Raw genomic sequence first — 21601 nt, forward strand, 5'->3', positions numbered from 1 at the left:
GAGCTTAGGGCGCCGTGTTGCGCGGCAACAATTGTAGGAAGAGGTTTCATGTCCGATCAGACCCAGCCGGAACTCTCGACACAGCACGAGAGCGTTGCCCCCGCCCCCCGGCCGGGGCCGAAACCTCATCCGATGCCGCGGCGTCCCGCGGCATCGGCGCCCGCCCCTGCCGCTCACCACGGTGACCCGCACAAGTTCGGCCGCGTAGATGACGACGGCACCGTCTGGCTGATCACCTCCGCCGGCGAGCGTCAGATCGGGTCATGGCAGGCCGGGGATGCCGACGCGGCGTACTCACATTTCGGCCGCCGATTCGAAGACCTGGAGACGGAGATCCAGCTGCTGGAACTGCGGCTCGGCTCGGGTTCCGGCGACGCACGCAAGATCAAGACCGCTGCCGAGCACTTGGCGCAGACGCTGCCCACCGCCGCTGTCCTCGGCGATGTGGACTCGCTCTCGGCACGGCTGTCGGCGCTCGTGGAGTCCGCAGACACCCAGGCCGCGGCGGCGCGCGCACAGCGCGATGAGGCGCGTTCAGCGAGCATCTCCCGCAAGGAGGAGCTTGCCGCCGAAGCCGAGGAGCTGGCGACCAACTCCACCCAGTGGAAAGCTGCCGGTGACCGGATCCGCGTCATTCTCGACGAGTGGAAGTCCATCCACGGCGTCGACCGCAAGACGGACGACGCTCTGTGGAAGCGTTACTCGACGGCACGCGAGACGTTCAACCGCAGGCGCGGCGCACACTTCGCCGAGCTCGATCGCGAACGCGCCGGGGCACGGGAGAAGAAGGAAGACCTGTGCAAGCAGGCCGAGGCACTCTCGGATTCCACCGACTGGGGTGCCACCGCGGCCGCGTTCCGGAACCTGCTGAATGACTGGAAGGCTGCCGGTCGGGCGCCCCGGGAGACCGACGACAACCTGTGGCACCGCTTCAAGGCGGCTCAGGACAAGTTCTTCTCGGCGCGCAATGCCGAGTCCGCTTCCCGCGATGCCGAATTCGTGGCCAATGCCGACGCCAAGCGGGCGTTGCTGGTGGAGGCCGAGAAGATCGATCCGGAGACCGACGTGGATGCTGCCCGGGCGGCGCTGCGAGCCATCGGTGACAAATGGGATGCCATCGGAAAGGTGCCGCGCGAGCAGCAGACCGATCTGGAACGGCGGCTGCGCGCGGTCGAGAAGAAGGTGCGCGAGGCCGGCGAGTCCGGCTGGGGCGACCCCGAGGCAGAAGCCCGTGCCGAGCAGTTCCGCGATCGCGCACGCCAGTTCGAGGAGCAGGCCGCCAAGGCGGAGGCTGCGGGCAAAGCCAAGGATGCCGAGAAGGCCCGTGCCAGCGCCAAGCAGTGGCAGGAATGGGCCGATGCGGCGGTGGCGGCAGTCAAGAGCCGCTCGCGCTAGTTACTGCGCGCCCTCGTCGTCCTCAAAAGCGTCATCGAGGAAGGTGCGCTGATCGCGCTTGGCGGCCTCGCGGCGCTGCTGCTCGGCCGCCAGCTGCACGGCGGTACGCGACCACACCACACGCGCCCAGTGGAAGGTCAACAGGATGACGGCGATCCAGGCGACCACCAAACCGATCCCCGGACCGGGATGTCCGGCTCCGGCGGTCTGACGGGTCCAAATCGCAAGCATGCCAATCACACTGGCGACAAACGAGCCTGCCAGTGCGATCCAGGACAGCACCCAGCGGCGTGTCAGTAGCGCCAGCATGGAAAACCCGACGCCGAAGACCATGGCAAGCCAGACGAAGATCCTGGACGGCACCCGCACCGATTCCTGGTCTGCGATCGCGCCGTTGACCAGAACGTCAAACCCTCTGGCGTGTCCGGTATGCGGCAATACGAAGGTCAGCAGCAAGGCAAAAACCAGGACGGCCACCACCATGGCGCGGGCGCCCGGATCAATCTCACCGGCCACCTTCTTCTCGGCCGCATCGATGTCTCTGCGGAACTCCTCGAATTCGGCGTCTTCTTTTCCGGATTCCGCGTCACTCATAGCCCGCACCCTGCAACCTCAATCTGCTCTGCCGCCTTCGGGACTCCAATGGCCGGCATGCCCAAGCCAATTCCTGATGTTGACGGCTTCTTGCCGGTTTCGTGCGCATCACCCGCCTGCGTGCGCCGATGACTGAGCACTCCCCCGTCGGCGATCAGGTGATGCGGTGCCGCGCCGGTCACGTCGACGGTGATGATGTCTCCGGGACGCATTTCCCCGTCGATGTGTCCCTGCGGGCGGAAGTGCACCAGCCGGCCGTCGCGGGCGCGCCCGCTCATCCGCGCGGTAGCACCATCCTTGCGCCCTTCCCCGGTGGCGATCAGCACCTCGATCTGTCGACCGATCTGCTTTTGATTCTCTTCCAGTGTGATGGACTCCTGCAACAGGATGAGCCGGTCATAGCGTTCCTGCACAACGGCTTTCGGCAGCTGATCGGGAAGATCGGCAGCCGGGGTGCCCGGCCTGATCGAGTACTGGAACGTGAACGCGCTGGAAAAACGTGCCCGACGCACGACCTCGAGTGTCTGCTCGAAGTCTTCTTCGGTCTCCCCGGGGAAGCCGACGATGATGTCGGTGGTGATCGCGGCGTCCGGCATGACCGCTCGCACCTTGTCGATGATCGACAGGAAGCGCTCGGAGCGGTAAGAACGGCGCATTGCCTTCAGGATGCGGTCAGAACCGGACTGCAGCGGCATATGCAGCTGCGGACACACATTGGGTGTCTGCGCCATGGCCTCGATGACGTCGTCGGTGAATTCAGCCGGGTGGGGCGAGGTGAAACGCACCCGTTCTAGCCCCTCGATGCGGCCACAGGCACGCAGCAGGTCGGCGAAAGCGCCACGGTCACGTGCGATGTCGGGATCGGCGAAGTTGATGCCGTAGGCGTTGACGTTCTGCCCTAGCAACGTCACCTCCAACACACCCTGGTCCACCAGAGCCTGCACCTCGGCGAGGATGTCACCGGGACGACGGTCGATCTCTTTGCCCCGCAACGAGGGCACGATGCAGAAGGTGCAGGTGTTGTTGCAGCCCACCGAGATCGACACCCAGGCCGCGTAGGCCGATTCGCGCGTAGCGGGCAGCGCGGAGGGAAAGTGCTCGAGGGCCTCGACGATCTCAACCTGGGCTTCGTTGTTGTGGCGCGCGCGTTCCAGCAAGGTAGGTAACGAACCGATGTTGTGGGTACCGAAGACGACGTCGACCCACGGCGCCTTCTTGAGCATGCCCTCGCGATCCTTCTGTGCGAGGCAGCCGCCGACAGCGATCTGCATGTTCGGGTTGGCGGCCTTACGGGGCGCCAAGTGGCTGATGTTTCCGTACAGCTTGTTGTCGGCGTTCTCGCGCACCGCGCAGGTATTGAAGATGACGATGTCGGCGTCGGTGCCGTCGGGCGCCTTGACGTATCCGGCCGCATCCAGGAGGCCCGACACCCGCTCGGAGTCGTGCACATTCATCTGGCAGCCGTAGGTGCGGACCTGGTACGTCCGGACCGCCGATTGATCGGAAGTCACGGTACTGGTCACGGACTTATGGTACGTGCCCGCGTTCAGGCCGTTTCTCGCGCCGATGTGCGGCGGTTCCGCCACCATTCATCGGCGTCGCAGGAGTACTGCTGGACCCCGTAGAGACAGAACCCCAGGTACACCCAATTCATGCTGTCCGTCGTGTTGGCCACCAGGCTGGGCAACGCCAGGAAGAAGACGCCAAACAGATACAGGCCCATGACCCACCAGAACGCCGCCGAGCGAGGGCATTCCGATTCGGGTCGGATGGGTCTGCGAAGAATCTCGTGCCAGTTGAGCACCGTGGAGGCTCCCGCGATCAGCGCGATGACGGCGACTATCCAGCGCCACCATGATGCGCCGTATACGACCGCGACGGCGAACGCCACCAGCCAACACACCCCCGCAGCGAGGTCGAACGCCACCCGCCACCGTGGCTTCATCGCACCCCGCGCTCCGGAACATGCCAGCCCTGCCACCAATCGTCGATGCTGCAGACGGCGTTCACACCTATCCACATCCACCAGCCGGCCCATATCCACGACTCCGGGTGCCCGGGCGCGGCGGATGCTTCGAGAACACCGAGCACGACGACCATCACGATCAGTGCGGCGACGACCGCAAAGGAGATATCTCGCCGCGGCCGGGGCCGCTCGAGAATCTCGCTGTCGCGCAGATGCCGCCCCGCATCGACGGTCACCTGCCCCGATGGCGTGACCAAACGCATTAGCGAGCTGGGCAGCAGAAACAATCCGCATACCAGCCCGAAACTCGCCGCGATCCAACCCCAGGTAGTTGCCCCGTTAATCACCGCAATCAAAAAAGATGCGATGAACAGAACAGATGCGAGAACTCTTGCGAACGCCTTGATTCGCGGGCCTTCGACGGAAGGCCGCCGTCGCGTCCGCATGGACTCAGTATTGCAGATGTTTGCTGACACCGGTCAGGCGAGGTGCCGGATCGCGGGTCGTTCGATTGGCGGACCCCTGCGTTCCACGCTGCAGAAGTGTGGGGAACCCGTATTGTCTGACCATGCCGGTGAGCACCGACACCTCAACGAGCGGGGAAAACGCCCCCGCAACAAGCATCCCGATGATCTCCCTTGAGCACGTCGACAAGCACTTCGGCGACTTGCACGTCCTCAAGGACATCACCCTGGAAATCCCACGCGGTCAGGTCGTTGTCATCCTCGGGCCTTCCGGCTCGGGCAAGTCGACCTTGTGTCGCACCATCAATCGCCTCGAACCCATCGACACCGGCACCATCCGAATCGACGGCAAGGCCCTTCCCGAAGAGGGACGCGCGCTGGCCAACCTGCGCGCGGAGGTAGGGATGGTCTTCCAGTCCTTCAACCTCTTCTCACACAAGACAATTCTCGACAACGTGACGCTCGCGCCCATGAAGGTGCGCAAGAAGGACAAGGAATCTGCGCGCAAGCACGCCATCGAGCTGCTGGAACGCGTGGGCATCGCCAGTCAGAAGGACAAGTACCCGGCACAGCTGTCCGGCGGGCAGCAGCAACGCGTCGCGATCGCCAGATCGCTGGCCATGGGCCCCAAGGTCATGCTGTTCGATGAGCCCACCTCCGCGCTGGACCCCGAGATGGTCAACGAGGTTCTCGATGTCATGGTGTCGCTGGCCAAAGAGGGCATGACCATGCTGGTGGTGACCCATGAAATGGGATTCGCCCGCAAGGCCGCAGACCGCATCATCTTCATGGCCGACGGTGCCATCGTCGAAGACACGGACCCGGAAAGCTTCTTCACCAATCCCAAGTCCGAACGCGCCAAGGACTTCCTCGGAAAGATCCTCGGCCATTGATCGGCCGCTTACGCGAAGAAGCTCAAGCACTGATGCGACGGCACACCGCGCTGGTGGCGGCAGTTGCCTTGGTGACCACCCTCGTCAGTTCCTGCGGCAGTACCGAGCCACGTCAGCTGCTTGGATCGATCCGGGGCGGAACCGTCATCCTCGGTACGAAATTCGATCAGCCCGGGGTGGGCTTGCAGCACCCCGACAAAAAGATGAGCGGATTCGACGTCAAGATCTCCGAGTACGTCGTCAACGCCATCGCCGATGAGCTCGGCGTCAAGCACCCGGCCATCCGCTGGTATGAGACGCCGTCGGCGCAGCGCGAGCAGCTCATCGACAACGGCACGGTGGACATGATCGCGGGGAGTTACTCGATCAACTACAGCCGCGCGCAGAAGGTGTCGTTCGCGGGCCCCTATCTCATTACCTACCAAGGGCTCCTGGTACGCAAGGCCGATGACTCGCTGACCACATTGGACGACCTCAACCGGGGCAAGAAGCTGTGTTCGGTGTCCGGATCGACGCCCGCACAGAACGTCAAGAATCTGCTGGCCGGCACACAGCTGCAGGAGTTCGATTCGTACTCCTCGTGCGTAGAAGCACTGCGGCGGGGCAAGGTCGATGCACTCACCACCGACGAGACCATCCTGGCCGGGTACGCCAAGCGGTACGAAGGTGAGTTCAAGCTGATTCAGATGAACTACGAGCTGAGCAAGCCGTTGTGCATCGGGAAACCCAAGAAACAGAAGAAAAACGGTGACCCGTTCTCCAGGGAGGTGTACGGGATCGGTCTGGCCAAGGGCGATACCGCAGCCATCGAGGCCATCGACCGCGCACTCGACAAGATGATCGCCAGCGGAACCTGGGATGCCGATCTGCGGGAAGCTCTCGGCGACAGCACTATCGATGATTGGGAGAAGCGCGCGACCGGCGGCACCTACGCGCTGCGGCCCGATCCCTCACCGGCTGCGGTCGAGAAGATCACCGGTGTGAAGCCCGTCGCCGACAAGGCGTGTGAGGCCGCATGAACGCGCTGTGGGCGAACATGGGGCCGCAGCTATGGCCGGCGTTCTGGACGACGCTCAAGCTGACGTTCTTTTCTGCGATAGGCGCCCTGGTGTGGGGCACACTGCTGGCCGAATGCCGGGTCTCACCGGTGCCGATCATGCGAATCTTCGGCACCTGGTACGTCAACCTGGTCCGCAATACCCCGCTGACCCTGATCATCTTGTTCTGTTCGGTGGGGCTATACCAGAACCTCGGCATCGCGCTGGCGCCCGAGAACTCCAACTTCATCAGGAACAACAACTTCTGGCTGTCTGTTCTCGGCTTCTCTTTGTACACGGCAACTTTCGTATGCGAGACGCTGCGCTCCGGCTTCAACACCGTTCCGTTGGGCCAGGCCGAGGCAGCCCGGTCCCTCGGATTGCCGTTCTGGAAGGTCTTGACGCTCATCGTGTTACCGCAGGCCATGCGGTCGGTCCTGGCCCCCATGGGCAGCGTGCTGATCGCGCTGGTGAAAAACACCTCGATCGCCTCGGCGATCGGGGTGGCCGAGGCGGCCCTGCTGATGCGGTCGGAGATCGAGCTGTTCGCCGATCAGATCGTCTGGATCTTCCTCATCATCGCGGCGGGATACATGGTGATCACGTTGACGATCGGACTGACCTTCGGATACTTCGCAAAGCGATTGGCGGTGAAGCGATGACCGGCAACGCCACCGTCATGTACGACGCGCCCGGCCCAAAGGCCAGGGCGGTCAATCGGATCATCGCCGTCGTGTTCACCGCGCTGGTGGTCGCCGTCGGCGCGTGGGTGATCTGGACACTTATCGCCAATGAGCAGCTGACCGCCGAAAAGTGGTCGCCCTTCCTGCAGCCCGACACGTGGACGACCTACATCCTGCCCGGCCTGGTGGGCACCATCAGCGCGGCGGCGCTGTCGATCATTTTCGCGCTGGTCCTCGGCGCGGTGCTCGGCATCGGCCGGCTCTCCGAGCACCGGACGGTGCGCTGGATTTCCAGCGCCCTCGTCGAGTTCTTCCGGGCGATCCCCGTGCTCATTCTGATGGTGTTCTCGTACTACCTGTACGGGCAGCAGGCAGTGTTCCCGTCCGAATACCTGGCGTTCGCTGCCGTGGTGACGGGGCTGTCCCTCTACAACGGCTCGGTCATCGCCGAGATCCTGCGCTCGGGCATTCAATCGCTTCCCAAGGGGCAGTCCGAGGCCGCGGTGGCGCTGGGCATGCGCAAGTCACAGATGATGCGACTGATCCTGCTCCCTCAATCGATCGCCGCAATGCTGCCCGCACTGATCTCTCAGATGGTCATCGCGCTGAAAGACTCCGCGCTGGGCTATGCCTTCGGTTACATCGAGGTGGTGCGTTCGGGCATCCGGTCGGCGTCGTACTACGGAAACTATCTGCCGGCGCTCGTCGTGGTGGCGATCATCATGATCATCATCAACTTCGCGCTCTCGTCGCTGGCCACCAACATCGAGCGGCAGCTGCGTGAAGGCCGAAAGAAGAAGAGCCTCTTAGAGGTTCCGCACGCACAGCCCGAGCCGGGATTGGTCACCAAGGACCTGTTGGAGACCCGCGGCGTGGATCCCGCCCATCAGGATCTACGCCGGGATTACGGGGAGTAACTACCGGATCGGCAGTGGAGACTCGTCACCAGCCGGGCGCGGACCGAAGATGCGACGTTCCGTCTCGGCGATCGGGGTGTCGTTGATGCTGGCCTCTCGCCGTGACATCAGCCCTTCTGCGGTGAACTCCCACAACTCGTTGCCATAGCTGCGCCACCACTGCCCGGCCTCGTCGTGCCATTCGTATTGAAAGCGCACCGCCATCCGGTTCTCCCGGAATCCCCACAGCTCCTTGCGCAGCGCGTACCCGTTCTCCCTGGCCCATTTACGGGTCAGGAAGGCGACAATTTCAGCGTGTCCGGTGATGAACTCGTCGCGGTTTCGCCATACCGAATCTTCGGTGTAGGCGGTGGCGACGATCTCGGGATCACGTGTGTTCCAGGCATTCTCGGCGGCCCTGACTTTCTGGTGAGCAGATTCGAGGTCGAACGGCGGCAGCGGTGGACGCATGATGTGTCTTTCTTTGTCAGAGAGGTGGGTTGGCGGGCGAGGGATCGGGTTCACCCCACCGTAAGGGGCTGGAGTTGGCGGTTTCGACGACCTCGTCGATGGTGAAGTCGACGGAGCACTGAGCACCGGGGGCGAAGGTGCCCTCATCCCAGTTGAGGCGTGCGGTTCCCGTGAGCTGCAGGGTTGATCCGTTGCGCCAGTTCGGGATCAGCAGACCGCACCGGGGATCGACGTGCAGGTTCCCCAGCGTCATGAACATGGAGTTGCCGAAGTAATCGGGCCACCGCAGCTCGTGTGGTGAGAGCACCCGCAGGAACCCTGAATTGCCCCCTCGGTGTGATGCGTCGGCATTGCCTTCCTTATCGGCGGTGCCGATGATGAAGGTATCCGTTGCAGAGATCAATTGCTGCTGTTCGTCGTTCAGGGCAGTCGCGTGGCGCGGCTCTCCGGGCAGCCCCGGACCGATCCCAAGTACATCGCGTCGCGCGATGTACTTGGGGCAGTTCGAATACACCTGATCGGTGGTGACGATAAGACCCCGCCCCGACGGCGCGGCGGTGCCGTTCACACGCATCCGGCGCCGGCGCTGCGGCTGCAACGCGATCATGCCGATCTTGCGCTCCGATTGCAGTGGCTCGGCCAGCGGGTCGCCGGGGTCCGGCACACCGTCAATCGCGATGGTCTGGGCATCGGTGGCATGCGCGAAACCCGGTGGCCCGACGATCTGGCTCGCCCACATCCGGCCAGCGTCATCGCGTGCCGACACGAAGACCAGGGGCTGAGCGGCCAGAAAGGCCGCCGCAACCTCCGGTATCTGCGCCGAAATGATCCGCCCGACTCGAATAGCGCTGTCGTACTGCCCCATTCGGCGCTGTACGGCAAGCTCGCCGAAGTGGTACGTCATCTCAGAAGAATCCGCATGTCGGCGCGTCGCCGGCTGGCGCCGCATGCTGCTCGACGCCCGCCGACGCGAATACCTCGAGACGAATCCCATCGGGGTCGGTGAAGAAGATTCCATCCGAGGATGCGCCCTCCTGGTGCGCCACCACGCCCTCATGCACGAAAATCGTCGACAGTTCCTTCAAGACCGCCTCCACCTCACGCACCTGCTGCACCGAATCCACTTGGAACGACAAATGGTGCAAGCCCGGTGTGGCCGCCGAGAATTCCCCGTTGCTTTGCTCCCAGAGGGTGAGCACGGGTCCGTCATCAAATCCGAGGAAGGCGAACCGCTGTGCGCCGTCCTCGTTGGCCGCAAGTTGCTCGAATCCGAACGCCTGCCGATAGAACGCGACCGACCGCTCCAGATCACTGACGTTCAATCCGATATGACCGGTGGCCACACGAGGCGCGATGACAGTGCCCATAAGAGATCCTCTCTAACCAATAAAATTGCGTTACCGGTTAGACCGTAAGTGCGAAGCATCCCAGTGTCAACCATCTATCAAGTTTTATCGGTTAGAATTCATGCGACACACTCCCCCAGAGAGGAGGCGGCTAGCCTCAGGCCATGTCCGATCCACGTCCCCATCTCGGCGAACCGCTCGCACTGGACCTGTTGAACACCCGGTGGATGAGCGGCGACGGACTGCAGGATCTGCTCAGCACTCTTGATGGCGTACGAATCTGGCTGCGTACCAACAATCTTCATGATCGATGCACCGCCAACGAGAAGACCCAGGAGGCGTTGCTCTTTGCGCGCGACGCCATTTATCACGCGGTGAAGGATGATCAGGGCGACGAGATCAACGCGGTGCTCTCCCACGGCGCGATCCGCCGCTCACTGACTCCCGACGGGCCGGTGAACACCGCCGAGGTGCCCGAATCGCATTGGCTTCCGGGTTGGCTGGCGGCCGACAACCTATTGACCCTGCTATCCGACTCCCCCGATCGGATCAAGCAATGCGCTCACCCACACTGCGTTCTGTTCTTCTATGACACATCCAAGAACGGCGCACGCCGGTGGCATTCCATGGCGACCTGCGGAAACAGGGCGAAGGCCGCACGGCATTACGCCAAGAACACCTAAATAGCCTTCACAGCTGCATCACAGGACCGATTCTTACTCAACTATCACAATCGGAGTATTACGTAACAGGTATCACTTCGTTACCATAACCCTCATGCGAAACATCGTATTGGCCGTTGGCGTGTCCGCCGTTTTCGGAGCGGCGTGCGCAGGGGCTGCACTCACGGGTGCGCCGGTGGCCTACGGAGCTCCGTTGAACTTCGATTGCCTGCAGGTCGCGACACCGGTTGGAATGAATCTCACCTGCGTGAACCCGACTCCGTTCACCATGGACGCGCACTTCAAGGGGAACTGTGGTCCGCTCCCCATGCTCAATGAAGACACCGAGATCGGCCCATTCAAGACGATCTCCCGCCAGGTCCCGTGCCTGCCGGGCGTGCAGTCGCCGTCGGCCGAAGCGTCGATGAGCATGAGATCCAACGCGCCAGACGAAGGCAACCCACCGCCCGAGGCCCCGGCACGTCCATTCGGTCTATAAGCAGTCTGCGCGCGCCACTAGCCGACGTCGCGTCGGTCTTGTTCGGAAGCAAGGGCGTTCTTCACCACGTCATAGGCCATGGATTGGCCGTATCCGCGGCGCGCCAGCATGGCGACCAATCGCCGCGCGGCTTTGATACCCCCGTCGTCGAGATTTTCTGACCGGAGTTTTTTGGCGACAAGCTGTGCCGCACGTGACCGCTCGGCGTCCCCGTCGATCTGCGCAAGGGCCGCGGCCGCATTCTCGGCCGACACTCCCTTGGTCCGAAGCTCCGCGGCCAAGGCACGCTTGCCTTTTCCTGCGTAGGTATGCCGGGACTGCACCCATTGAGTGGCAAAGTCGGCGTCATTGATCAGGCCGGCGGTCGCCAACCGTTGCATGATTCGCGTGGAAACCTCATCGGGGTACCCGCGCCGAGTGAGCCTTTCGGTCAACTCGGCGCGGGTACGCGCGCGACTTGTCAACAGGCGAAGGCAATATGACCACGCCTGCTCGTCCCGCGAGTCAACCGGTTCACGCGTCGGGGCTTCGGGGACCGACGCGACCCGGGCTCGCAGTTCGTCTAGGGATTCCCTGGAACGAGAATCAGAAATCGACTGGGGCCGGGACGACTTCGTCATCGGTCAGCACCGCTCCGATACCAAGCTTTTCCTTGATCTTCTTCTCGATCTCGTTGGCGACATCGACGTTCTCCAACAGGAAGTTGCGGGCATTTTCCTTGCCCTGACCCAACTGCTCACCCTCGTAGGTGAACCAGGAACCGGACTTGCGGATGAAGCCCTGCTCCACGCCCATGTCGATGAGCGACCCCTCCTTGGAGATGCCCTTGCCGTAGAGGATGTCGAACTCGGCCTGCTTGAACGGCGGCGACACCTTGTTCTTGACCACCTTGACGCGAGTGCGGTTACCCACCGCATCGGTGCCGTCCTTGAGGGTCTCGATACGGCGCACATCAAGACGCACCGACGAGTAGAACTTCAAAGCCTTACCACCGGTGGTGGTTTCGGGCGAACCAAACATCACACCGATCTTCTCGCGGAGCTGGTTGATGAAGATCGCGGTGGTACCCGAGTTGTTGAGTGCACCGGTCATCTTGCGCAGGGCCTGGCTCATCAGACGAGCCTGCAGACCGACATGGCTGTCACCCATCTCACCCTCGATTTCGGCACGAGGCACCAAGGCCGCCACCGAGTCGATCACGATAAGAGAGATGGCGCCGGAGCGCACCAGCATGTCGGCGATTTCTAGAGCCTGCTCACCGGTATCCGGCTGAGAGACGAGCAGCGAGTCGGTATCGACACCGAGCTTCTTGGCGTATTCGGGGTCGAGCGCATGCTCGGCGTCGATGAACGCAGCGATACCGCCGGCGGCTTGCGCGTTGGCGACCGCGTGCAGCGCGACGGTGGTCTTACCCGAGGATTCCGGTCCATAGATCTCGACCACGCGGCCACGAGGCAGGCCACCGATACCAAGCGCCACATCCAGCGCGATGGATCCGGTCGGGATCACGGAGATGGGCTGACGCACCTCGTCACCCAGCCGCATGACCGAGCCCTTACCGAAGCTCTTGTCGATTTGTGCGAGCGCGAGTTCAAGCGCCTTCTCGCGATCCGGTGCCTGCGCCATGGTGTTCTCCATTTCGTCTCGGTGTTCGAAGATCGGTCCGATTCGGTGGCCGATCGGTTGAGGTGGACGCTAACCGACCCCACCGACAAGCGATCTACCTGCACGGATCGTCTCTTCGACTGCAATCAGAGTAAGGCGAACATCTGTTCGAATCAAGCAGGCGCGCCGATGCGGCGTGTCATCGAGTCATCACCACTGATCGCGTGGGACATCGAAATCGGCACATAGCGCCCGCCACACATCCCGCGGCTCCACCCCGTCTTCGACTGCCTGCGACGCCGTCCGTCCACCGAGGGCGGTCAACACATGGTCGACCAGTACCGACGAGCCGTAGACCCGACCGAATCGACCGGTGACAAGCTCATGAAACTCCGTCAGACGCACACGGTCACCTTAGGGCCGCCACCACGTCCTGGCACACCCGTACCGGATCTGTGACGTCCGCGGCGCCGGCAGCAGCCCGGCGCGCTGCCTCGGTGTAGCGCCGCTCACCCAGCACCTTGCCGATCGCCGCCGACATAGCCTCGCAGGTCAGCGGTCGCACCAGCTCAGCACTACCTTGCCGCACAACACGATTCGCCAACTCCCACTGGTCGCCGCCGCCAGGAACAACCACCGCAGGCACCCCGGCCAGCAATGCCTTGCTCAGAAAGCCGTGTCCCCCACCGCAAATGGCCAAATCGGCACCGGCGAGCAAAAGATCCTGACGCGCCAGCCCGGCAATCGCCCACGAAGGCAGGCCCGACGCAGGCGGATCCAGCGCGGACACAACCACGCGCGCGCCCACTGAATCCAAAGCCCGTACCGCCAGTTCGGTCATCCCTTCAGCTCCGGTGAAGGCCGTCGACGGTGCGATCACCACCACCGGTCCCGTACCCAACGGCGGCTGCAGCGCAGCGTCGGTGGGCTCCCAATGCAGGGGGCCCACCAGGACCGCCTCATCCGGCCAATCGGGACGCGGCACTTCCAGCGCGGGCAATGTCGCGATCAGCCGTCGGACGGGTCCGGGGTCGCGGGCGGGCAATCCGATCTCTACCCGCGCCTGCGAGCGCTGCCGCAAGCCTTCATCGATCGACCTTTGCGTCAACCGACGCATCAACCCGTCACGCAGCCTGCCACGCAAGCCCTCACCAGGAGCCAGCCCACTTCCCAATGGCGGCAATCCTTTTGACGGCAGGTACAGCGGATGCGGGTTGAGTTCCACCCACGGCACACCGAGCAACTCACCGGCCATGCCTCCGCAGGCGGTGATCACATCGGAAACGATGAGATCCGGCGCCAGTTGCCCCAACTGATCGAGATTGGCCAACGCCATATGGACCGCCCGCTGATGGATCTTGGCGCCCGCGTCTGCGTCGTCATCGGCAACCCGGGGCTGCAGTCCCAGAAGCTCTACCGACTCGAGTCCGGCGGCACGGGCCTGATCGAGCCAGCGCGTTCCCGTCAACAACACGGGGTCGTGCCCGGCCGCCCCGAATTTCAGGCACAACGCGATGGCGGGAAAGGCATGCCCGGGATCCGGACCGGCGACCACGGCAACACGCACCGCCCTACCCTGCCACAGCGATTCGGGCTAGGTTGAAACGCATGACTGACGCCACGCTGGCTCCTTCCACGTTGACTCCAGCCGAGACCGTCACCCGATTCCTGGAATCCCTGCAAACCGAGGACATCGACTTCGCGGGATCGGCGCTGGCCGAGGACCTCGTCTATCAGAACGTAGGTCTGCCCACCATCTATGGCCGGCGCGCGACTCTCAAGGTCTTCGAACCACTCACCAAGCCGCAGTTCGGATTCGAAGTACAAATCCACCGCACCACCACCAACGGGAACAGTGTGATGAACGAGCGCCACGACGCCATCGTCATCGGACCACTTCGTCTGCAGTTCTGGGTATGCGGAGTCTTCGAGGTGTCGGACGACGGAAAGATCACCCTGTGGCGCGACTACTTCGACATGTTCGACATGTTCAAGGCCACGGTGCGCGGCCTGGTCGGCATCGCCATCCCCGCCCTGCGGCCGCGCTTCTAAGTCTGGTTCAGCCCCCTATCCAAAGCCTTCGACAGCCGCTAGCGTCGGGCGCATGACGGACACTCTCACCACCATCAACCCCACGGAGATCGTCGAGGGTCTCTGGGACGCCATGCGGCTCGGCGATCTGGCGTCCATCGACACCGTCCTGGATGAGAACGTCAGCTGGGAAAACGTCGGCCTGCCTGCGATTCGCGGGCGATCGTCGGTGATGCGTGCCTTGTCCGGGCTCAACCTCCCCGGCGTTGGTTTCGATGTGAAGATTCACCGGATCACCGCCACCGGCAATACGGTGATGACCGAGCGCACCGACGTCCTCATCGTCGGTCGCCTGCACGTCGGATTCTGGGTCTGCGGAGTGTTCGAAGTGACGCCGCGCGGCACCATCGCCCTGTGGCGCGACTATGCGGATGTCCTGAACATCACGGTTGGCTTCGCGCGCGGCCTGCTCGGTATCGCCATTCCCGCACTGCGACCGACTCTGGCGCACTGAGATTATCTAACATAAATTAGTCTCATGGTTACCGCGGGATCGCCCACCAGACTGGACCCCGGAGCGATTGTCACCCGATTTCTCGAGGCCGTACAGAACGACGACATCGACTTCGCACGAGACGTATTGGACGAGAACATCGTCTATCAGAATGTCGGGCTCCCCACCATCCGCGGCAAACAGGCTGTACTTCGATTGTTCGGGGCGCTGGAGAACACGTCGTTCGGTTTCGAGGTCGATGTTCAGCGCACCACCACCAACGGCTACACCGTGATGAACGAGCGCTACGACGCCCTCAGCTTCGGCCCCTTACGCACACAGTTCTGGGTGTGCGGTGTCTTCGAGGTGAGCGAGCGCGACACCATCACCCTGTGGCGCGATTACTTCGACTTCGCGGCGGTATCTCGCGCTTTCCTGCGGGGCCTCATCGGCATCGTGGTGCCGTCGCTGCGGGCGCGGTTCTGAAAACCGTCGTACGAATCCGCTGACCGGACCTGGGGTCACACCCCGATATCTGATCACGCCCCTTCTCCCCCACGACGGTGCTCGCTAGCGTTGGCTGGTGACCGACATTCTGGCAAGAACCGACCCCACCGCCGCCGTCGAAACCCTTTGGAGCGCTGCCGGTCTAGGCGATTTGGCAGTGCTCGAGTCCGTCCTCGCCGACGATGTCCGATGGGAGAATGTGGGCCTGCCCGCAGTGCGTGGGCGCAAGGCTGTGTTGCGCGTGTTATCCGCCACGAACTGGCCCGGGGCAGGATTTGGCGTCAAGATTCACCGAATCACCGCCACCGGAAACACCGTGATGACCGAGCGCACCGACGTGATCATCGTGGGCCCGCTACACATCGGATTCTGGGTCGTCGGAGTCACCGAGCACTCGGATGATGGAAAGATCACGCTCTGGCGTGACTACGGCGACGTTCTCAACGTCACTCTCGGTTTCCTGAGGGGCCTGCTGGGGATAGTTTTCCCGTCTGTACGTCCGCGACTCTAGGGCAGCCGGGATTTGTCCGCGTCGGTGACCGCGCGGTACAGCATGACGCCCCCGAGAATCACCACACCGGCCACCAGCATCGGTACCACGAGCTTGAAGATGGCGCCCACGACCAGAAACGCCAGCCACACGACCAGCAGCACGCCAATGATCTTCCACAACACCGGTACCCACCGTTCTCTCGACTGCGATAGAGCAAGCCTGGCAGTCGGATCGGCACCTGAGGAACCCCGGAACGCGAAGATCAGGGAAAGATCGGGGATTACCCTGACAGCTGGCCAAGTTCGTCGAGGGCACCCGCCCACCCGGTGAGCCGGTCGGTTGCCGACACCAGGTCATCGAGAAGCGGACCGCGTGACATCGGCGAGGCGAGGACCGCCCCGCCATTTCCGGCCGACACCAACTGCGCTGCCGCGGTGACCAACTCGTTGTATTGACGCACACCAGTGTCGAGTTGCGCAGTGAACGCACTAATGGTCGGTTGCAGATACTCACGGGTGTGTGGTGCCGCGACAGCGGCGCGCTCCATGGATACCACTTCCTTGGCGGTCGCGGCCATCACATACGCAGCCTGATTGGCCGCAGCAAGAATCTGCCGCCCCTCGCTGTCGGGAATCATGTTGCCGCGCTCCACCACTCCGAGAAGAGAGAACAGCGAGCGCTCGGCGGCATCCAGCGCCGCCATGGGCGGACGCGCCATCGAACCTATTGGCGGCAGCCGTCGTTCCACTCCGGGCCGCGGCGGCGGCAACGGCTCAGCCTTGAGGTACCGATACCGCACAAACAGATACGTGGCCGGAATCGCACAACCGGCGGTGAGCAGCGCCGGGATGATCAGCAGCCAGGGGGGTGCGCCGGTCGTCGCGAGCACCGTCGTGACAAGCAGCCCGGCAGCGCAGGCCAGCGCCCAGCGGATACTCCACCGCTTGGCTCGTAGACGCTTCCGCAGCAGTTTCTCGCGTTTGTCGGACATCACCCGCATTCGTGCGGCGAGTTCCTCGCCCAGATCGTTGACGTTGTTGACCACACGGCGCAGCAGCTGCTCCCAGCCTCCTTGCACCGCGGTGCGACGGGGTGGCTGGGGTGTCATGTTCACATTGTGCCCGAAAATTCGGCGGTCGCCGAGGACGAATTGTCCATGCGACAAATCCGCCGAGTGGGCGCGGCTGCGTCCCCACTCGGCGGATTGAAGCGAAAGAAGAGAGAAAACTACTGCTGGCCCAGCGGGTTAGCGGGATTAGCCTGCTCTGGTGCCGCCGCCGGCGCCGGGGTCGCGGTGCCACCGGTGGGCAGGGCCTCACCCTTCATGGAGGCGCGGATCTGCTCCAGACGCGAATGTCCGGCCATCTGCACGCTGGCCTGCTGTACCTCGATCATGCGGCCCTGTACCGAGTTCTGCGCCAGCTCGGCCTGACCAAGGGCGTTGGCGTAGCGGCGCTCGATCTTGTCGCGCACCTCGTCCAGGCTCGGGGTGTTGCCGGGGGCGGCAAGCTCGCTCATCGACCGAAGCGAGGCGGAGACCTGCTCCTGCATCTTTGCCTGCTCCAGCTGGCTCAGCAGCTTGGTCCGCTCGGCGATCCGCTGCTGCAGCATCATCGCGTTCTGCTCGACGGCCTTCTTGGCCTGGGCCGCGGCGGCAAGCGCCTGATCGTGCAGCGCCTTGAGGTCCTCGACGCTCTGCTCGGCGGTAACCAACTGGGCGGCGAACGCCTCGGCCGCGTTATTGTACTCGGTCGCCTTAGATGCATCTCCCGAACCAGTGGCCTGATCGGCCAAGGTCAGCGCCTGACGAACATTGACCTGAAGTTTCTCGACATCGGCCAGCTGACGGTTGAGGCGCATCTCCAGCTGGCGCTGATTCCCGATCACCGACGCGGCCTGCTGCGAGAGCGCCTGGTGGTTCCGCTGGGCCTCCTCGATGGCCTGCTGAATCTGCACCTTGGGGTCTGCGTTCTCGTCAATCTTCGCGTTGAACAGTGCCATCAGGTACTTCCACGCCTTGACGAACGGGTTAGCCATGAGATCGATCCGCCTTCTGCTTGGATGCCGGTAGTCGTCGCCACCTACGACTGCGTGGGTCCCAACTTATCTGTTGCATGCCGATCCCCACACCCCCTACGGGGCGCAAAACAATGCGACCGCCACAGTAAGTTAGGCGGCCGCCATTGCGCGAACCTGCGGAATGACAACCTTGGTCGCGACATCGATCCCACTGAGTGAGCCGGCCGCTGTCGTCACTGCGGGCTGCGAAGCCGCGACGGCAGCCTCGCGATGCGCCAGTCTTGCGCTGACCTCGGATAACACCTCCGACAGCGGGACATCGAGCGCGCCGCAGATCGCGGCCAGCAGCTCACTGGAGGCTTCCTTACGGCCACGTTCCACCTCGGACAGATATCCCAGGCTGACACGTGCCGAGTCCGACACCTCACGCAACGTTCTCCCCTGCCCGGATCGAGCGTTCCGCAGGGTGTCGCCGATGGCCTCTCGAAGCAACAACGCCATGTGTCTCTCCTTTGCGTCCTGAACGTCGGCGTCCATACCGCGTAGTAGTTGAGTCTGCCTTGCTCAACGTTGCCGCGCACGCGGAGGTTCCCGGAAATTTGAGTGACAGACGCCTCAACGCCGCCCTTTATGCGGCCCTGATTCACCGGTAACAGCGCCCACCACCGGGTGGGCTACACGAAGCCGGTCCCAGTTCCATCCAGCTCAAATCCGTCCATGCGGCCGACAGCCAGGTCCTGGTGGGCTCTATGACGAAACGCATCGGACCACGCTCGCAGTAGGTTCGGTTATCCGGGGTTACTGCGCAGGTTGTGCCCTGATGGCTGATCTTGCTGCGCGCCGGCAGCGGCTGTCCTGCCTCCACAGCAGGGAATCTGACGGCCATGGACCAGTCGTAGTGCACCGCCCGGTCACCATCGATCCAGCCGATGTGGTTGGTCCCCGCCGGGGCTCCCGGAATCACGCCGGAGCAGCCGAAGCTGCCACGGCCCCAAATCCCGCAGTTCTGTCCGGCCGGCCCGATGAACCACACCCCACCAGGCTGAGCGAAATCGTTGGCGTTGAGCTCGTCGTAGTACCGAATATCGGGGAATGGGTCTGAGGTGGCCTCCGGTGGCGGTGGCTCGGAGCGAGCCGTCGCGACCGGACCTGCCGCGAAAAGAATCAAACTCAGAGCGGCCACTGCAGCACAGCGATGTCTCATAGCCCACACTCCGTACGCGGATCGTCTATCACGACATCGTTCTCAATATCTCGGTCCCGAATCATCATGGCGTCCTACGTGATCCGCGGAGTGATGCCATAACATGCGGCATTCCCAACGTCCATCGTGTTCTGGCAGACGACCTTTCCCTGGTAGACGATCCGTACGGTCACCCACCGGCCAACCGCGGCGGCGGGTCGCCAATCCGCCCGCAGCTGGCTGCCGTCCGGTGGCGCGCCACGAACGGAGCGCACCATTGCGTCAGTGCGCCATGGCAGTGCCACGCTCACGACAGCTGCCCGGCCGGTTACGGCCTGATACTCGATGTTCGCAACCTGAACGCTGTCGGACAGGACTTCATAGACGACGGGATCATCTGCCCAGGCCTCAGGCGGAGCCATCGGCATGAACACTGTTACGCCACACACCGCCGCCACGAGGAAACGCGTCATGGTCCTCGCAGGGTTCATGTCGCTACCAAAACAACCGCGACAAGGGTGAAGTCCGACTGTTCTTCGTAGAGGCTGCTGACGCCGAAATCGGTGTAGGCGCAATCGGGGAAAGCGTCACGTCCTTCCAACAACATCCCCTTGGTGGCATCGGCCACATTGTGACCCGCGCCCTGAAACGATGCCGTCCTGGTCGCCTCGATACCAAGGTCCCTCACAATCGCCTTCTGGTGCGGTTCGTCGGCCGGAACATTCTCGGCGGTGTGGTTGAGATACGAGTAGGTGGACCGGTTGATGATGTCGGCGGCGTGCTCTACGGCCGGGTTGTGGCGCAGCGGTGCACACGAGGTGCCGCCGCGTGCATCGACGACAGCCTGCGTCACTTCGGCTCCGGGTTCTGCGATGGCCGGCACAGCGAAAATAGTTGCGGCACTAAAGATCATTAACGAAGCGACAACTACGATGACGGGCCCCTGTCTTGAGTCACGGCGCCCGCTACGGGGCTCCACTGTCGACATACGCATCTCCTCGTCGTTCGCGTGCGATGGTGGTACTCAGCTGCAGGCATGGGAACGATGGATCTTGCTTCCCCAGTGCATGACCCGGTGGTACGACGGTCCCGTGAACCAGGTCGGTTGACGTGCCTTGATGCCGTTACCGACATTGGACAATTGCTGCCACAGACCGAAGAAGCTATCCCCTTGGTATATAGGGAAATACATATCACCCGCGTGGTCATAGCTCTGGGTGAGTGCCTGTGCCCGCGGAGCCAGGAAATCCACTGACTGGTCAATGTTGGCGATGACGATATCCGCCTGCTCCTGGACGCCGGGAGCATCGTAATGGCCGTTGTTGCGGACCAAACTGTCGTTGAGTCCCTCGATTTGATGTTTCACGGCATCGTATTGAGCGTCGAACCACTGACACATCTCTCGTACCGCGTTGACATCCACAGACGTCACGTATCGCCTCGTCTGATCGAACGGAAACGGAAACTGCGGTTGCCAATTGCTGGCCACCGGAGTCATCACCGGCAGCCGCTGCGGCTGGTCGAAGTGGGCAACTGGGTCGTAGCCGCCACCCGGATCAGCACTGGCTGCCGCCGTCAGAACCTCCCCCGAACAAATCAGTGTCGCGACTACAACCACCATCAACCGGCTACTCCAGATGCGAATCATCATGCTACCGAGGCTATTTGCCAAGAGCAGAGTCGATACCACCAACGTCGGTGATCTGCCAGTCGTTGTTGCTGTCGATCGTGATGCTGTACGTAGCAGTGGACTGCAGCCCCTCGGGCGCCTGCATCGTCTTGGTGAGCACGCTGACGAACGCATCGACGGTGAATATCCCACCGGCGTCCGAGCGAACCTTTGCAGCCAAAGGCTTGGCCGTCGACTTCCAATGCAAAGGCGCCAGAATCTGCTCCATCGAGTCAGCAGCCTTTGTCAGCTTCTCCTTCAGATCTGGGGAAGTTCCGTTGACCAGCTTGACTTTCCACGCCTTGAAGTCCTGGTAATCCATATCTGCGGCATTCGTGGCATAGCCAGTAGCGATCTCTTCGGCCCGCACTCTATTGCCGGCACCCACGGCCTGCTCGTCCAACTTCTGCTGCGCACCGGCATACAGCCAGCCAAGCGCAACCGCAACGCCGGTCAGCAGGAGGATCACGACCGCGATGATCACGCTGCGCAGTGTGAAGGACACCTGTCGTGGCTGCTTAGCCGACAGACTCGCACGACCGCCTGCGGCAGTCACATCGGCAGGCGGATCGGCAGGCGGATCGGCAGGCGGATCGTCTGGCTGAGCCCGGTCATGACTCTCCGTCACAGGCGTGCTTTCGGGTTCGGTATCGACAACTGACATGAAACTTCCTCTCGGGTTATGGGAGTGGCCT

The 21601-nt window shown here is 62.9% G+C and carries 31 protein-coding genes; 11 read left to right on the forward strand and 20 right to left on the reverse strand.

Features of this window, described 5'->3' with window-relative positions:
• The first annotated feature begins 48 nt into the window (after positions 1-48).
• Positions 49-1395: a DUF349 domain-containing protein gene (locus tag BB28_RS15010; RefSeq protein WP_046254080.1), complete on the forward strand. Its 1347-nt coding sequence runs from the start codon at positions 49-51 to the stop codon at positions 1393-1395.
• Here the strand turns inward: BB28_RS15010 and BB28_RS15015 are convergent, their stop codons facing one another.
• From BB28_RS15015 to BB28_RS15030, 4 genes are read right to left on the reverse strand one after another with little or no spacing between them, the layout of a single operon-like run.
• Positions 1396-1989, reverse strand: coding sequence for an Rv2732c family membrane protein (locus BB28_RS15015; RefSeq protein ID WP_046254081.1), 594 nt, complete (start codon positions 1987-1989; stop codon positions 1396-1398).
• Positions 1986-3512, reverse strand: a complete 1527-nt coding sequence (gene miaB, locus BB28_RS15020) for a tRNA (N6-isopentenyl adenosine(37)-C2)-methylthiotransferase MiaB (protein WP_046255858.1) — start codon at positions 3510-3512, stop codon at positions 1986-1988. Before miaB ends, BB28_RS15015 begins: the two co-directional genes overlap by 4 nt.
• Positions 3513-3535: 23 nt before the next feature.
• The gene (locus BB28_RS15025) at positions 3536-3934 is read right to left on the reverse strand and encodes a hypothetical protein (protein ID WP_046254082.1); all 399 of its coding nucleotides are present in this window, start codon (positions 3932-3934) and stop codon (positions 3536-3538) included.
• Positions 3931-4401 carry a hypothetical protein gene (locus BB28_RS15030; protein ID WP_046254083.1) on the reverse strand — a complete coding sequence of 157 codons (471 nt, stop codon included), beginning with the start codon at positions 4399-4401 and terminating at the stop codon, positions 3931-3933. Before BB28_RS15030 ends, BB28_RS15025 begins: the two co-directional genes overlap by 4 nt.
• A 182-nt stretch (positions 4402-4583) precedes the next feature.
• Between BB28_RS15030 and gluA the strand changes: the two genes are divergently transcribed.
• The 4 genes from gluA to BB28_RS15055 are packed head-to-tail and all read left to right on the forward strand — an operon-like array spanning position 4584 to position 7949.
• The gene (gene gluA / locus BB28_RS15040; protein ID WP_030093828.1) at positions 4584-5312 is read left to right on the forward strand and encodes a glutamate ABC transporter ATP-binding protein GluA; all 729 of its coding nucleotides are present in this window, start codon (positions 4584-4586) and stop codon (positions 5310-5312) included.
• Positions 5312-6331: a glutamate ABC transporter substrate-binding protein gene (locus tag BB28_RS15045; protein WP_052740386.1), complete on the forward strand. Its 1020-nt coding sequence runs from the start codon at positions 5312-5314 to the stop codon at positions 6329-6331. The genes gluA and BB28_RS15045 overlap by 1 nt, the downstream gene beginning before the upstream one ends.
• Complete coding sequence (locus BB28_RS15050; RefSeq protein WP_030093830.1) at positions 6328-7011, forward strand: amino acid ABC transporter permease; 684 nt, start codon at positions 6328-6330, stop codon at positions 7009-7011. Before BB28_RS15045 ends, BB28_RS15050 begins: the two co-directional genes overlap by 4 nt.
• Complete coding sequence (locus BB28_RS15055; RefSeq protein ID WP_081252273.1) at positions 7008-7949, forward strand: amino acid ABC transporter permease; 942 nt, start codon at positions 7008-7010, stop codon at positions 7947-7949. The genes BB28_RS15050 and BB28_RS15055 overlap by 4 nt, the downstream gene beginning before the upstream one ends.
• Here BB28_RS15055 and BB28_RS15060 read toward each other — a convergent pair whose 3' ends face one another.
• The 3 genes from BB28_RS15060 to BB28_RS15070 are packed head-to-tail and all read right to left on the reverse strand — an operon-like array spanning position 7950 to position 9766.
• Positions 7950-8402 carry a nuclear transport factor 2 family protein gene (locus tag BB28_RS15060; protein ID WP_046255861.1) on the reverse strand — a complete coding sequence of 151 codons (453 nt, stop codon included), beginning with the start codon at positions 8400-8402 and terminating at the stop codon, positions 7950-7952.
• A 13-nt stretch (positions 8403-8415) separates the two neighbouring features.
• Positions 8416-9303 (reverse strand): pyridoxamine 5'-phosphate oxidase family protein, encoded by an 888-nt coding sequence (locus BB28_RS15065; protein WP_046254085.1) that lies wholly within the window; start codon positions 9301-9303, stop codon positions 8416-8418.
• A gap of 1 nt (position 9304) precedes the next feature.
• Positions 9305-9766: a VOC family protein gene (locus tag BB28_RS15070; protein ID WP_046254086.1), complete on the reverse strand. Its 462-nt coding sequence runs from the start codon at positions 9764-9766 to the stop codon at positions 9305-9307.
• Between the two features lie 143 nt (positions 9767-9909).
• On the opposite strand from BB28_RS15070, the gene BB28_RS15075 reads away from it, so the two are divergent.
• Both BB28_RS15075 and BB28_RS15080 read left to right on the forward strand, forming a co-directional pair.
• On the forward strand, positions 9910-10428 hold the full coding sequence (locus BB28_RS15075) for a CGNR zinc finger domain-containing protein (RefSeq protein ID WP_046254087.1): 519 nt from the start codon (positions 9910-9912) through the stop codon (positions 10426-10428).
• 94 nt (positions 10429-10522) lie between these two features.
• Positions 10523-10906 (forward strand): hypothetical protein, encoded by a 384-nt coding sequence (locus BB28_RS15080; RefSeq protein WP_046254088.1) that lies wholly within the window; start codon positions 10523-10525, stop codon positions 10904-10906.
• 17 nt (positions 10907-10923) lie between these two features.
• Here the strand turns inward: BB28_RS15080 and recX are convergent, their stop codons facing one another.
• From recX to BB28_RS15100, 4 genes are all read right to left on the reverse strand, one after another.
• Positions 10924-11526 (reverse strand): recombination regulator RecX, encoded by a 603-nt coding sequence (gene recX, locus BB28_RS24635; RefSeq protein ID WP_075874261.1) that lies wholly within the window; start codon positions 11524-11526, stop codon positions 10924-10926.
• Positions 11492-12532, reverse strand: a complete 1041-nt coding sequence (recA, locus tag BB28_RS15090; protein ID WP_046255862.1) for a recombinase RecA — start codon at positions 12530-12532, stop codon at positions 11492-11494. Before recA ends, recX begins: the two co-directional genes overlap by 35 nt.
• Positions 12533-12721: 189 nt before the next feature.
• Entirely contained in the window at positions 12722-12916 is a 195-nt protein-coding gene (locus BB28_RS15095; protein WP_030093842.1) for a DUF3046 domain-containing protein, read from the reverse strand.
• Between the two features lie 4 nt (positions 12917-12920).
• Positions 12921-14078 (reverse strand): glycosyltransferase, encoded by a 1158-nt coding sequence (locus BB28_RS15100; RefSeq protein ID WP_046254090.1) that lies wholly within the window; start codon positions 14076-14078, stop codon positions 12921-12923.
• 41 nt (positions 14079-14119) lie between these two features.
• On the opposite strand from BB28_RS15100, the gene BB28_RS15105 reads away from it, so the two are divergent.
• The 4 genes from BB28_RS15105 (at position 14120) to BB28_RS15120 (ending at position 16053) form a co-directional block, all read left to right on the forward strand.
• On the forward strand, positions 14120-14563 hold the full coding sequence (locus BB28_RS15105; RefSeq protein ID WP_046254091.1) for a limonene-1,2-epoxide hydrolase family protein: 444 nt from the start codon (positions 14120-14122) through the stop codon (positions 14561-14563).
• A 52-nt stretch (positions 14564-14615) separates the two neighbouring features.
• A complete protein-coding gene (locus BB28_RS15110) occupies positions 14616-15056 on the forward strand; it encodes a limonene-1,2-epoxide hydrolase family protein (RefSeq protein WP_046254092.1) in 441 nt (146 codons plus the stop codon).
• A 24-nt stretch (positions 15057-15080) separates the two neighbouring features.
• On the forward strand, positions 15081-15521 hold the full coding sequence (locus BB28_RS15115; protein ID WP_046254093.1) for a limonene-1,2-epoxide hydrolase family protein: 441 nt from the start codon (positions 15081-15083) through the stop codon (positions 15519-15521).
• 97 nt (positions 15522-15618) lie between these two features.
• Complete coding sequence (locus BB28_RS15120) at positions 15619-16053, forward strand: limonene-1,2-epoxide hydrolase family protein (protein ID WP_046254094.1); 435 nt, start codon at positions 15619-15621, stop codon at positions 16051-16053.
• On the opposite strand, the gene BB28_RS25095 is transcribed toward BB28_RS15120, so the two are convergent.
• The 9 genes from BB28_RS25095 to BB28_RS15160 all read right to left on the reverse strand — a co-directional run bounded on the left by BB28_RS25095 (position 16050) and on the right by BB28_RS15160 (position 21570).
• Entirely contained in the window at positions 16050-16217 is a 168-nt protein-coding gene (locus tag BB28_RS25095) for a hypothetical protein (protein WP_044103970.1), read from the reverse strand. The genes BB28_RS15120 and BB28_RS25095 overlap by 4 nt on opposite strands.
• 98 nt (positions 16218-16315) lie before the next feature.
• Positions 16316-17143: a phage shock envelope stress response protein PspM gene (gene pspM, locus BB28_RS15125; RefSeq protein ID WP_044103971.1), complete on the reverse strand. Its 828-nt coding sequence runs from the start codon at positions 17141-17143 to the stop codon at positions 16316-16318.
• A gap of 119 nt (positions 17144-17262) precedes the next feature.
• A complete protein-coding gene (gene pspA / locus BB28_RS15130; RefSeq protein ID WP_046254095.1) occupies positions 17263-18072 on the reverse strand; it encodes a phage shock protein PspA in 810 nt (269 codons plus the stop codon).
• A gap of 132 nt (positions 18073-18204) precedes the next feature.
• A complete protein-coding gene (gene clgR, locus BB28_RS15135) occupies positions 18205-18555 on the reverse strand; it encodes a transcriptional regulator ClgR (protein ID WP_046255863.1) in 351 nt (116 codons plus the stop codon).
• A 142-nt stretch (positions 18556-18697) separates the two neighbouring features.
• On the reverse strand, positions 18698-19258 hold the full coding sequence (locus BB28_RS15140; RefSeq protein WP_046254096.1) for a hypothetical protein: 561 nt from the start codon (positions 19256-19258) through the stop codon (positions 18698-18700).
• Between the two features lie 74 nt (positions 19259-19332).
• Positions 19333-19710: a hypothetical protein gene (locus BB28_RS15145; RefSeq protein WP_419894503.1), complete on the reverse strand. Its 378-nt coding sequence runs from the start codon at positions 19708-19710 to the stop codon at positions 19333-19335.
• A gap of 14 nt (positions 19711-19724) precedes the next feature.
• Positions 19725-20120 carry a hypothetical protein gene (locus BB28_RS15150; protein ID WP_225421941.1) on the reverse strand — a complete coding sequence of 132 codons (396 nt, stop codon included), beginning with the start codon at positions 20118-20120 and terminating at the stop codon, positions 19725-19727.
• Positions 20121-20261: 141 nt separating this feature from the next.
• On the reverse strand, positions 20262-20858 hold the full coding sequence (locus BB28_RS15155) for a hypothetical protein (protein WP_046255865.1): 597 nt from the start codon (positions 20856-20858) through the stop codon (positions 20262-20264).
• A gap of 40 nt (positions 20859-20898) precedes the next feature.
• Positions 20899-21570: a hypothetical protein gene (locus BB28_RS15160; protein ID WP_225421943.1), complete on the reverse strand. Its 672-nt coding sequence runs from the start codon at positions 21568-21570 to the stop codon at positions 20899-20901.
• Positions 21571-21601: the final 31 nt, after the last annotated feature.

It is taken from the genome of Mycobacteroides chelonae CCUG 47445 (genome assembly GCF_001632805.1).
GTDB lineage: Bacteria > Actinomycetota > Actinomycetes > Mycobacteriales > Mycobacteriaceae > Mycobacterium > Mycobacterium chelonae.